Annotated in this window: 10 protein-coding genes; 5 read left to right on the top strand and 5 right to left on the bottom strand. The window is 62.0% G+C overall.

All coding sequences use genetic code 11. The annotated features are described in order from the left end of the window. Positions 1–14: 14 nt before the first annotated feature. The 3 genes from JFX23_RS07190 to JFX23_RS07180 all read right to left on the bottom strand — a co-directional run bounded on the left by JFX23_RS07190 (position 15) and on the right by JFX23_RS07180 (position 5,285). Positions 15–3,131 (bottom strand): DEAD/DEAH box helicase, encoded by a 3,117-nt coding sequence (locus tag JFX23_RS07190; RefSeq protein WP_198776329.1) that lies wholly within the window; start codon positions 3,129–3,131, stop codon positions 15–17. Positions 3,132–3,201: 70 nt separating this feature from the next. Next, a complete protein-coding gene (locus tag JFX23_RS07185) occupies positions 3,202–4,815 on the bottom strand; it encodes a DNA polymerase Y family protein (protein ID WP_198776328.1) in 1,614 nt (537 codons plus the stop codon). Next, the gene (locus tag JFX23_RS07180) at positions 4,812–5,285 is read right to left on the bottom strand and encodes a hypothetical protein (RefSeq protein ID WP_198776327.1); all 474 of its coding nucleotides are present in this window, start codon (positions 5,283–5,285) and stop codon (positions 4,812–4,814) included. Before JFX23_RS07180 ends, JFX23_RS07185 begins: the two co-directional genes overlap by 4 nt. Positions 5,286–5,649: 364 nt before the next feature. Here JFX23_RS07180 and JFX23_RS07175 point away from each other — a divergent pair, with 364 nt between their 5' ends. Together JFX23_RS07175 and JFX23_RS07170 are read left to right on the top strand one after the other, a co-directional pair. Next, positions 5,650–6,183, top strand: coding sequence for a YbhB/YbcL family Raf kinase inhibitor-like protein (locus JFX23_RS07175; RefSeq protein ID WP_005963599.1), 534 nt, complete (start codon positions 5,650–5,652; stop codon positions 6,181–6,183). 63 nt (positions 6,184–6,246) lie between these two features. After that, complete coding sequence (locus tag JFX23_RS07170; RefSeq protein ID WP_198776326.1) at positions 6,247–6,708, top strand: tRNA (cytidine(34)-2'-O)-methyltransferase; 462 nt, start codon at positions 6,247–6,249, stop codon at positions 6,706–6,708. Between the two features lie 159 nt (positions 6,709–6,867). Here JFX23_RS07170 and JFX23_RS07165 read toward each other — a convergent pair whose 3' ends face one another. Continuing rightward, positions 6,868–7,401 carry a hypothetical protein gene (locus tag JFX23_RS07165; RefSeq protein ID WP_198776325.1) on the bottom strand — a complete coding sequence of 178 codons (534 nt, stop codon included), beginning with the start codon at positions 7,399–7,401 and terminating at the stop codon, positions 6,868–6,870. 179 nt (positions 7,402–7,580) lie between these two features. Here JFX23_RS07165 and lpdA point away from each other — a divergent pair, with 179 nt between their 5' ends. Then, a complete protein-coding gene (gene lpdA / locus JFX23_RS07160; RefSeq protein WP_198776324.1) occupies positions 7,581–8,954 on the top strand; it encodes a dihydrolipoyl dehydrogenase in 1,374 nt (457 codons plus the stop codon). 25 nt (positions 8,955–8,979) lie between these two features. Next, positions 8,980–10,716: a 2-oxoglutarate dehydrogenase, E2 component, dihydrolipoamide succinyltransferase gene (gene sucB / locus JFX23_RS07155; RefSeq protein WP_198776323.1), complete on the top strand. Its 1,737-nt coding sequence runs from the start codon at positions 8,980–8,982 to the stop codon at positions 10,714–10,716. Between the two features lie 78 nt (positions 10,717–10,794). On the opposite strand, the gene JFX23_RS07150 is transcribed toward sucB, so the two are convergent. Continuing rightward, positions 10,795–11,244, bottom strand: coding sequence for an IS3 family transposase (locus JFX23_RS07150; protein WP_332874690.1), 450 nt, complete (start codon positions 11,242–11,244; stop codon positions 10,795–10,797). 32 nt (positions 11,245–11,276) lie between these two features. On the opposite strand from JFX23_RS07150, the gene JFX23_RS07145 reads away from it, so the two are divergent. Next, a partial coding sequence (locus JFX23_RS07145) for a transposase (protein WP_198776321.1) occupies positions 11,277–11,549 on the top strand: 273 nt, incomplete at its 3' end.

Here is an 11,549-nt window from a genome sequence, read left to right as displayed (position 1 = left end):
AAGAGCCAGCACCCCTACTCGAGCAAAGAGGCGATATCCGCAGGCTTGAAACCGCTCGCCTGGCCCGCCTCTTCAACGACCGAAGTCACGAGCCTGCGTTTCCTCTCCTGCAGGGCGACGACGCGGTCCTCGATCGTGTCGGCAGCGACCAGACGATAGACATTCACCTTCTTCTTCTGGCCGATCCGGTGAGCACGGTCAACGGCCTGTTCTTCTGCTGCGGGATTCCACCACGGGTCCATGACATACACATAGTCGGCTTCTGTGAGCGTCAAACCCGTGCCACCGGCCTTGAGTGAAATGAGGAAAACCGGAGCCTCGCCCGAACGGAACTCTTCGATCACTCCATCTCGATCCCGAGTCGTCCCATCGAGTTGAACGACTCGCACCCCCCGGCGTTCGAGGAAGAGGCGGATCCTTGCGAGGAAGGAGGTGAACTGGCTGAACACGAGTGCACGGTGGCCTCGTGGGATGATCTCATCGAGCTGATCGGCAAGATACTCGACCTTCGTCGATCCGATCGAAGCGTAATCCTCCACGACGAGCGCAGGGTCGAGGGCGAGTTGGCGCAGCCTCGTGATGGATGCGAGCAAGTCGATCCTGGACTTCGCATCGTCCACGAGGGAAAGGATCTTCGCGCGTTCACGCATGAGGTACTGCTCGTAGATCCGCCGGTGCTCAGCACCCAAGTCAATGCGCAGCACCGACTCGACCTTGTCAGGCAGATCCTCGGCGACGCCTTCCTTTGTACGTCGCAACATGAAGGGAGCGATGAGGCGATGGAGGCGTTCAAGAGCAGCCTCATCCCCTTCTGTTTCGATTGGTCGACGGATCTTCTCAGTGAAGGTCTTCCACCCGGGCAAAAGACCGGGAGTGGTGAGTGTGAGAATCGCCCACAGGTCGGTCAACGAGTTCTCAACCGGGGTGCCCGTCACCGCGAAAACCCAGGGGGTCGTGATCTCTCGTAGGACCTTGTGGATCGCGGTTCTCGGATTCTTCGCCGCCTGCGCCTCATCAATGACGAGACCCCCGAACTCTTGCGCCTCCCACTCTTCGGCGTCCAGGCGGGCGATCGTGTAGGAGGTGATGACCAGGTCAGCTCCTGTGATGATCGAAGGCAGATCCATTCCTCTGCGTCTGGCAGTCTCAGCCACCACTTCCACGATCAGTTCGGGGAAGAAGCGCGCGGCCTCGCTCTTCCAGGTCGACAGGACCGAGGTCGGTGCGACGACGAGGACGGGCGCGTGGACTATTCCACTTCCTTTCAGCGTGGCGATTAATGTCAACACTTGCAGGGTCTTGCCCAGGCCCATGTCGTCGGCGAGGATCCCGCCGAAGCCCGCTCCGGCCCGCGTTGTCAGCCAGTCAATGCCCTCGAGCTGGTAGGGGCGCAGTGTGACGCAGGCCGGGTGCACGATCGGGAGTTCTTCTGGCGTAGCGTCAAAGGCACTCAGGCGCTTTCGCCATTCGCCCGGGGCGCCGAGCACGTCAGCGTCCTCTTCGATCTGCTCCCACAGGCCCACGTGGAGTCGGTTCAGGCGCGCTTGGGGACCATCCCCGAGGAGGCGAGCCTCTTCGAGGAGAGCAGCAAGTCTTCGCAGCTTCGGCCCGTCAAGACTCACCCATCGCCCTGCGACACAAAGATGCTCCTCCCCCGCTCCGAGAGCTTCGAGGACTTCGGCCAGAGGCACTTCAACGCCCTCGACTTCGAGTGAGATTCTCAGGCCGAACCAGTCCGAGTCGAGAGGATCGATGTCGGCGTGGATTCTTGCAGGACTCTCATCGAGGACGAGGCCTGCGACCTCCTCACTGAGGTCCCATTCGAGTTCAGGGTCTGTGATCCTGGCGACGAGTTTTTCGCGCAACTCCTCGGCTCTCCAGGCCGGCAGGCGCAAGCTCGAAGGCCCCTTCGCCCACAAGCCCTCAGAGACGAGCGCCGCTCCTCGAGCGTCAATGCGTTCGGCGATCCTTTTGACTTGCGGATCGTCCATTGCCCTGCTCAGAGGCAGGCGCGAGGGTGTTCCGGCGTAGTCGAATTCGACCCACCAGCGCACGACGATGTTCTCGCCTGTTTCCATGCGGGCCGTTGCGACGAGGCGCACACGGGGCGCGGAGTCGAAATCAATGCTGGAATCGGAAGAGACGATCGAGTACCTGCGTGACAGCCGTGGGAGGAACTCGGCTCGGAATTCGGCAATGTCCTCGGCGGGGATTTTCACTCCCCTGCCGGGTATTTCCTGCAGAAGATCCGAGGGGGCGAGGCGGGCGAAGCGTCGGCCTCCGTCGAGAACGAGGAGGCGGGTCGCAGCTTCAATGTGCGGGCGTACGACGCTGAGTTCACCATTGCGGGCGATCACTCCCAGGCTGAGGGCCTCCTCTTCCATTCTCAGGTCGAGACCAAGATCCCAGGTCGTCGGATCGAGGACGAGGGGCTCGATCGGATCGAGAGAGTGTAAGAGGAGCACGCCATCTTTTTCGAGTCTTCGCAGCCAGTCGAAGCCTTTATCACCCAGGGATGTCAGGGAGACCTCTTGGCGTGACTGCCAAGAAGAATCGGATCGTGACAGGCGATATCCCTCGCGGATGAGGCCAAGGTGGACCGGGTCGATGCCTTCGGTGACGGATTCCCACTGTGTTGAGACAAGGTCGGGCCAGGAGGCACGTTTACGGGTCCATGGCACTGAGCGGCCGCGCCTGAGCGGTTCGAGGAGGATCGGGCGATTCGGGTCGCTCGCATCGACGAGGAGGGCGAGAGGCTCCCCCTTTCTTGTGGGCTCACCGACGAGAGAGACAAGGCGGGCTCGCCAGGGGGATTGCGTACGGGTTTCTGCTTGCGCTTGAGAGCGCAGGGCTTGGAGGAGTGCTGCGGAGTGGAAGCAGTCAACTCCTTCAGGACATGCGCAGCTCAGGGAGATGTTCCCTCCGAGCAGGCTCACCCAGGTCTTATAGGACAGGCCTCGGTCTTTGACCCTGCCGACGTAGACCTCGGGTTCGTCGTTTTCGATCGAAGAGACTTTGCCTGCGCGCAACGCTCCGGCGCCTTGAGCCCAGGTCGCTGGGCCGAGGCGCGCCATCAACGCGTCTTCGTCAAGGTCAACGAGGAGGAGCGCGGACTCTTCTGAGATGAGCATCCTCTCAGTTTATTCCTTCACTCGTAGGCAGAGGAGAGCATGGGGGCGCCCGCGTCACCGTGTTCTTCATTCAGTCGTATATCCCTTCGATCATCCATTGCCCCTCTCGATTCACGAGGAGGAAATCCGGGCTGTGTTCAGCGCCGAGGCGCAAGTAGATGCGCGGGCCGTGGAGTTCGTCCTGGTCCCACCATCTCCCGCGAATCATCCATGGACCTGCTCTTTTTTCGACGTCGAGGGTTCTTCCTGTAGCGAAGATGCTTCTCAGGCTCTGGGCGATCTTCTTCTCCCCTCTTTTGAGGCGCAGGAAACGAGGTTGCGAAGAGATGATCCCCCTGGAGTTCACGCTGACGGCTTCACCCTCGATGCTGAGGAGTTCGACCGGCACGGGAGAATCAAGGAGAGTCGCGGGGGCGGAGTCGACGCTCCCCTCCCACTCGCCTTCGCGGGGCGTGAGTGCTTCACGGGATGTCAGGGACTGCTCAACATTTGCCCAGGTGAGCAGTTGCACGCGGGTGCGTGGATCCCATCCTCCTTGGAGTCTTGGGACACGCACTCCTTCAATTCCGAGGAGGGATTGGAGCCGTTCGGCGGTCCTTTCGATCCGCGCACGCTCATTATCTTTTCCCCAGAGTGGAATGGAGGGGGCGCCCGTATAGGGCGAAAGGGCCGTGAGGATAACGGCCGTAGCCCCACCACTGGGGCCTTCTTGTGTTCCGAGCAGCTCGGCCCAGCCTTTGAGCTGCCATCTCACACGTTCAATGATGCTATCGGGGTCGAGAAGATCCACTCCCTGCCAGCGTCGACAGCGAGCTCTTTCCCCCGCAGCTTCGATTGATACTCCGAGGGCGTCGGCTTGCAGTCCAGCGCCTGCGAGTCCTTCTGCCAGTTCAATGGCGGCACGCCGAACGGAAAGGAGGATCTGATCAATCGAGTGGGCGGCTTCGTCGATCTCAATTTCGACGCTGTAGTCTTGCACAATCCGCTCGGGAGGGCGAAGAGCGACTTCCCCGCCGGAGGCGAGGGTGATCAGCGGCTCTGCTATCGCACCGAAACGTGCGAGGAGTTGTCCCCTTCCAAGATTCAGGAGTTCCCCGCAGGTCCTAATCCCGAGGTCGTGGAGAAGGAGGATCCCCTCTTTCCCTTCTTCTTGCAATCGAGGGGGAAGGAAAGGCAAGCACTCTCTAAGAGGGCGGGCTCCGAGGAATTCGAGGTTCTCCCGAGGCGGGATGATCCTGTGGAGTTTCGCGGCGGCGAAGGAGGCGAGGGGCCCTTCGGCGATGCCAACGAAAGCTTCCAGTCCTGTGAGATCACTGATCGTCTCCACGAGTGCGCGAGCAGCCTCTTCTTCTCCTCCGTGCCAACGCGCAGCACCTCTGGCCGGCGCCCAGGCCACACCTGGACGCAAGGAAACGACTCCAGCGGCGACAGAGTCGAAAGCTTCAAGGACAGTCTCGAAAGTGCGTCCCTCCCGGTCCTCGTCTCGGGGAAGGATGATGAGCTCGGGGCACAGGTACTGGGCTGTGACGACTCTCATTCCCGCGCGGACTCCCGCCTTTCTGGCGAGCATGGAGGCGCATTCGATCTTCTCCTTGCGGGCGACGGCTCCCGCAGCCCCCGGCGGAAGATCAAGGACGAGGGAGGCCAGGGGCCAATCGGGGATCCACAGGCTCAGGCGCCTCATGAGGCCACCGCCTGTAAAGGCGAAAGCCCATAGGGGCGAGAAATCCCCGTCCACGCCTGCTCCAAGAGGATCGTGCACTGACAAGAGCGCGCTTTCGCTGCCAGGGTTCGTCTTTCGCGAAGATTCAGGAGTCCTTCTCCGATGCAGACGACATCGAAAGATTCAATGAGGAGGGCTGCGATCCTGTCGGGCTCTTCTTTCGGGTCCGGGATTGTTAAGACGCGTTCCAAGTCGAGTCCTGCACGGGCGGCGGCCTCCCAGCCGAAGTCTGCAACTCCGAGGAGTCCCGCCCAGCCTCGGGCGGGAAGGAGGTCAATGAGAGCATTGATGAGCGCCGCACGTCCGCCCTCGACATGGTGGATTGCGCCACTCTTTTCCCCTAGGGAGGGCGAGCGGGTGAGACCGCTCCCATATTCTGCAGCGCGCAGTGCTTCTCGGGCCCTGCGCAGACGCTGCGCCGCGGATTCCATCCCCCACCCCCTGGCGAACACACCCTTAACTCGAACAGGTGTTCGACAGTATAGGAACTCCCTCAGACATCTGCGTCCCGTCTTCAAGAACTCATATCAGTCCTGAATTCGTACATCCCCCGAACTCTCATGCCCTGAAGGGAAGAACACCCCTTGTAGGCCCAGACCACGAGACTCGAAAAGTCGCGCATCCCCCTCACAGGAGGAACACCCCACCCGCAACACAAGCCCGGGCTCACCAGGGGAAGGTCCCCAGGCGTGCCATCCGCACGACCCCGCTTCTAGACGCACCGCCCCGCTTTTCAAGAAGCACCCCGCACACTCGAAAAAGGAGGAAACTTAAGGGGAGATCTAAAGGAGAGACATGGACCTGCTCAATCGCCCCATCGCCCCCGACCCCTACGATTCACTTCCTCCCGTCCCCTCATTCACTGTGACTTCACACGAGCTCGTCGATGGGGCTCCAATGCCCCACTCAGCGACCGAGGCCGGCGGCTCCATCTCCCCGCAACTGCACTGGGAGGGCTTCCCGCCCGAGACGCGCTCCTTCGCCCTCACCTGCTTCGACCCAGACGCGCCCACACCTTCGGGATGGTGGCATTGGATGATCCTCGACCTCGCCCCCGAGCAGACCTCCCTTTCCCAGGGGGCAGGCAAATCCGATCTGGAACTCGATGGCGCAGCATTCCATATCCGCGTCGATCATGGAGGATCGGACTATTTCGGCGCTGCCCCTCCGAAGGGAGATCGCCCGCACCGTTACATCTTCGCCATCCACGCCCTCGACCTCGACACCCTGGGCCTCGATGACGAGGCCACACCGGCGGCTTGCGCGGCGCAGATGCTGAGCCACACCATCGCCCGCGCCAGAATCACCGTCACCCACGAGATCCCCTGAGCCCACCCCATTCGCCTGAACTCGAATTCGCCTGCGCTCGACGAGGCAGGGCAGGATAGGCCCATGCTTCACCTCGTCTTCTTCGAGCCCGAGATTCCCGGGAACTCTGGTGCCGCCATCCGTTTGTCCGCATGCACTGGGGCGATGCTCCACCTCGTCGAGCCCCTCGGCTTTGATATGGACGATGCGAAGCTGCGCCGGGCGGGCCTCGACTATCACGATCTCGCGCATGTCGTCGTTCATCCGGATCTGGATTCGGCACTCGCAAAAGTGCCCGGGAAGGTCTGGGCCTTCACGGGGCATGCGAAGCACATGTTCACCGATGTGGAGTATTCCGATGGTGATGGGCTTCTTTTCGGCCGAGAATCCGTCGGACTATCCGAAGAGGCACTGAACCATCCTCGGGTGAACGCGCATGTCCGTATTCATATGGCCAAGGGGGTTCGTTCCCTCAACCTCGCGAACTCCGCGTCGATCGCCCTTTACCACGCGTGGGGCTCCCTCGGATTCCCCGGAGGAGTGTGAACCTCGCGGAGGAGGAGTGTGAACCTCATGAAAGAGGAGTGCGAGCCTCGCTGAAAGAGTCTGCTCGAGTAGCCGAGCCCACAGCTTGTCCGCATGCAGGCCCCTACTTCTCCCCGATTCTCCTTGCGGGCACGGGGAGAACGGCGTGGCGCGGGGTGGTCATTCGGCGGACTCCCGATTCTCCTTGCGGGCACGGGTAGGACGCTCAACCTGTTCGGCGATCTCAACGATCCTGCGCGGGTTGGAGTACCACATCCACGCCGCCCCGATCACGGAGACGAGCAGTGGCAGGTAGAAGAAGTCCGAACCGAAAGCTGCCCAGAGGGTTCGGGGCCCATTCGGGTATGCACGGCCAATTCCTGAGATGCTCACCAGGATCGGGACCATGATCGTTGTGCCAATGCACGCCCAGCCGAGGATCCTCATGCGCCGCCCATTGTGCGTCAGCGCGATCGCGGCAAGGAGGTAGACGATCCCGGCGAGGAGGGCACACAGGTGCGGCCACCAGGAGGCTTCGCGATGGTCGAGAAGATCCACGACTGCGACGCTGCTCGTCCATATTCCGATCCCCCAGAAGGCGGCCATAACGAGGCGTCCGAGGCCGAGGGCGCGCGGGCGATCATCGACTACGCCTCCAGGCGCAGGAGCGGAGCCGGAAGAACTCGGGCGGGAGACTTCGGGTTTATCGGACATACTCACGATCCTAATCGCCTTCTCCTTCACGACGGTTCAAGGTGGCCAGTCCGGTGTGTGCGGTTGCACCTCGAATGTGCGCTTCACCCCCGCGACATCATTCAGAACGAGTGGGACAATGGGCCTAGCCTGGGCGACGCTGCCCGGATGATCAAAGATTGATTCAAGGAGTGGTTTTCGTGACTGAAGCGGAATACGACATCGTGATCCTCGGTGCAGGTTCAGGCGGTTACGCGACCGCCCTTCGGGCCGCACAGCTTGGCATGAAGGTCGCCCTCGTTGAAGGCGACAAGGTGGGTGGCACCTGTTTGCATCGCGGATGCATCCCCACGAAGGCCTACCTGCACGCCGCCGAAACCGCCGACGCGGTCCGCGAATCCGAAACATTCGGAATCCTCTCAAGCTTCCAGGGCGTCGATATGGCCAAGGTTGGCGCCTACCGTGACTCGGTCATCACGAAGCTGTACAAGGGCCTCCAGGGGCTCCTCTCCTCGCGCAAGGTCGAGATCGTGTCCGGTTGGGGCCGTCTCGTCTCAGACAACAGCGTCGAGGTCAACGGACGCGTCCTCAGCGGCCGTCATATCGTCCTCGCGACCGGTTCCTACTCCCGTTCGATCCCGGGTCTGGAGATCGGTGGGAGGGTCATCTCTTCCGATCAGGCGCTCCAAATGGATTGGGTGCCGCGTTCGGCGATCATCCTCGGCGGCGGAGTGATCGGCCTGGAGTTCGCCTCCGTGTGGCGTTCCTTCGGCGCCGAGGTCACGATCATCGAAGCGCTCCCCCACCTTGCGAACAACGAGGACGAGGCGGTCTCCAAACAGCTCGAGCGCGCTTACCGCAAGCGCGGCATCGCCTTCCACACGAACACTCGTTTCTCGGGAGCGACTCAGGATGAGAACGGCGTTCACGTGTCGACTGAGACCGGTAAGACCTTCGACGCGGATATCCTCCTCGTTGCAGTCGGCCGTGGCCCCGTCACCCAGGGGCTGGGTTATGAGGAAGCGGGCATCCGTATGGATCGCGGTTTCGTCCTCGTTGATGAGCGTCTGCGCACCGGCGTTGGCTCGATCCGCGCGGTTGGCGATATTGTTCCCGGTTTGCAGCTCGCGCACCGCGGCTTCCTCCAGGGCATTTTCGTTGCCGAGGACATCGCGGGCCTCAACCCCGCCGTCATTGACGAGTCCGGGATCCCCCGCGTGACCTTTAGCGAACCCGAGATCGCTTCGGTCGGACTGACTGAGCGGGCAGCTCGCGAGAAGTACGGCGACGCGGTTCGCACGGTCGAATACAACCTTGCGGGCAATGGGAAGTCGAATATTCTCGGAACTGCGGGCTTCATCAAGCTCATCTCTGTTGAGAACGGCCCCATCGTCGGCTTCCATGGGATCGGTTCGCGTATCGGCGAGCAGATCGGTGAAGGTGAGCTCATGGTGAACTGGGAGGCCTACCCCTCCGATGTCGCTTCGCTCATCCACGCCCACCCCAGCCAGAACGAATCGATCGGCGAGGCCGCCATGGCTCTTGCCGGCAAGCCCCTTCACGCCCACAACTGAGCACAGACTTCCAAGGAGAGAGACAATGGCAACTGATGTTCTCATGCCCGCATTGGGCGAATCGGTGACCGAAGGCACCGTCACCACCTGGCTGAAGTCCGTCGGCGACACCGTTGACGTCGATGAGCCCATCGTTGAGGTGTCCACTGACAAGGTCGATTCCGAGGTTCCCTCCCCGGTTGCGGGCGTTCTTCTTCAGATCGTCGTCCCCGAGGATGAGACCGTCGAGGTCGGCACTGTGATCGCCCGTATCGGCGACGCCTCCGAAGCCCCTGCCCAGGCTGAGGCGGCTCCAGCTGTTCCCGAGGCTCCCGCCGCACCGGCTCCAGCTGCACCCGCGGCTCCCACTCCGACTCCGGCGCCCGCCGCTCCCGCGGGCGGCATCGAAGGCACCGAGGTCCTCATGCCCGCTCTTGGCGAGTCCGTCACCGAAGGCACCGTCACCACCTGGCTGAAGGCTGTTGGCGACCCGGTCGAGGCCGATGAACCGCTCTTGGAGGTGTCGACCGATAAGGTCGATTCAGAGGTTCCCTCCCCGGTTTCGGGCTTCCTCGCGGAGATTCGTGTCGACGAAGATGAGACTGTCGAGGTCGGCACTGTTGTCGCGATCATCTCTGCTTTGGCACCTTCAGCTCCTGCGTCCGCAGCTGCGGCAGCCCCTGCTCCGGCTCCGGCCGCACCTGCACCTGTGGCTTCCGCCCCGGCTGCTCCGGCTCCAGTCGCACCTGCACCTGTGGCTCCCGCCCCGGCTGCTCCGGCTCCGGCCGCACCTGCACCTGTGGCTCCTGCCCCGGCTGTATCTGCACCCCAGAGCGTCGGCGCAGTCACCACGACCGGCTACCTCACCCCGATCGTGCGCAAACTCGCCCGCGAGGCAGGCATTGACCTGTCCACCGTCACCGGCACCGGCGTCGGCGGGCGAATCCGTCGCGAGGACGTCGAGGCTGCTGTGAAAGCCCGCGAAGCTGCGAAGGCTACGGCCGTACAGCCCCTCGCCGCCCCCTCAGCCCCGGCCCGCTCCACCCAGCTCCGCGAACCCTCGCCTTTGAGGGGCACAAGCGAGAAGATGAGCCGCCTGCGTCAGACGATCGCCCGCCGCATGGTCGAGTCCTTGCAGACTGCCGCCCAACTGACGACCGTCATCGAAGTCGATGTGACGAAGGTCGCCGCGCTGCGCGCCCGTTCAAAGGACGCCTTCCTTGCGACTCACAAAACGAAGCTCACCTTCTTGCCCTTCTTCGTCAAGGCCGCAACCGAAGCCCTTCAGTACCACCCGAAGATCAATGCGAGGATCGACGAGAAAGAGGTCACCTACTTCGACCACGAGAACATCGGCATCGCCGTTGACACTCCGCGAGGCCTTCTTGTTCCCGTCATCGCGAATGCCGGAGCCAAGGACATCCCCGGCCTTGCAGCCTCGATCAACGATCTGGCCGCTCGCACCCGCGATTCGAAGATCGGCCCCGATGAGCTCTCCGGCTCGACCTTCACCATCACGAACACCGGTTCCGCCGGCGCGCTCTTCGACACCCCGGTTCTCAATATGCCCGAGACGGCGATCATGGGCGTCGGTACGATCGTCAAGCGCCCGATGGTGGTGAAGACCGCGGATGGTTCCGAATCGATCGCGATTCGTTCCATGGTCTACATTTCCCTCTCCTACGATCACCGTCTCGTCGATGGAGCGGATGCGTCGCGCTACCTCATGGACGTGAAGAAGCGCCTTGAAGAGGGGGATTTTGAAGCGGATCTTTCGCTCTGACCCCTTCTGATCTTCTCGGTGGGGCCGCGTCTTGGACTGCTCCCCGTTAGTTGGACGGGTTAAAGGGTACCTGTCGTTCTAGGCTGCAAGGGCCTGGTTTCGGAATTCTTCCGGGGTCAGGCCCTTGAGTCGTTCTTGGATGCGGTGGTGGTTGTACCAGGTCAGGTAGTCCTGGAGCCTGGTGAGGAAGTCTTGGACGCTGGTGAAGCGTTGCGGGTGGTAGAACTCGGCTTTGAGGTGGCTGAAGAAGTTCTCGGCCAGTGAGTTGTCGTAGCAGTTGCCTTTGCGGGACATGGACTGGATCGCTTTGGCTGCTTCGAGCTGGGTGCGCCAGGAGATGTGTTGGTAGTGCATGCCTTGGTCGGTGTGAACGATCAAGCCTGGTTCTGGGCGTTCACTAGCAATGGCCTTAGACAGGCAAGCAGCGGTCAGTTTGGTTGTGGGGTGCAAGGCATGGGTAGCGGCGATGACCTTGCCGTCATACACATCAATCATTGGCGATAGGTAGTGAATCGCTCCGGGTTTGATAGAGGCAGTGATGATTGGAAAGGATCACTGTCATGACGAGTTCGAGGAAGTATCTCGATGAGTTGCGTGAGCGTGCGACTCGGTTGGCGTTGGAGGCCCGTCGGGATCCTGAGCGGTCCAAGGGTGCGATCGCTCGGATTGCTGGTGAGTTGGGTGTTCATCCTGAGGCGTTGCGTACCTGGGTGAAGCGTTCGGAGATTGATGGTGGTCTTCGGGCGGGGACGACGAGTGCGGATGCCCAGCGGATCCGGGAGTTGGAGAAGGAGAACCGGGAGCTGCGGCGCGCCAACGAGATCTTGAGGAAA

The sequence above is a fragment of the Schaalia cardiffensis genome (assembly GCF_016405145.1).
Taxonomy (GTDB): domain Bacteria; phylum Actinomycetota; class Actinomycetes; order Actinomycetales; family Actinomycetaceae; genus Pauljensenia; species Pauljensenia cardiffensis.
The sequence above is the reverse complement of the archived record's forward strand: the minus strand, read 5'-3'. Positions and strand labels throughout refer to the sequence as shown.

Coding starts and splice junctions, on each gene's coding strand:
- JFX23_RS07190 (WP_198776329.1), bottom strand. CDS start 3,131: ATGCTCATCTCAGAAGAGTCCGCGCTCCTCCTCGTTGACCTTGACGAA.
- JFX23_RS07185 (WP_198776328.1), bottom strand. CDS start 4,815: ATGAGGCGCCTGAGCCTGTGGATCCCCGATTGGCCCCTGGCCTCCCTC.
- JFX23_RS07180 (WP_198776327.1), bottom strand. CDS start 5,285: ATGGAATCCGCGGCGCAGCGTCTGCGCAGGGCCCGAGAAGCACTGCGC.
- JFX23_RS07175 (WP_005963599.1), top strand. CDS start 5,650: ATGGACCTGCTCAATCGCCCCATCGCCCCCGACCCCTACGATTCACTT.
- JFX23_RS07170 (WP_198776326.1), top strand. CDS start 6,247: ATGCTTCACCTCGTCTTCTTCGAGCCCGAGATTCCCGGGAACTCTGGT.
- JFX23_RS07165 (WP_198776325.1), bottom strand. CDS start 7,401: ATGTCCGATAAACCCGAAGTCTCCCGCCCGAGTTCTTCCGGCTCCGCT.
- sucB (WP_198776323.1), top strand. CDS start 8,980: ATGGCAACTGATGTTCTCATGCCCGCATTGGGCGAATCGGTGACCGAA.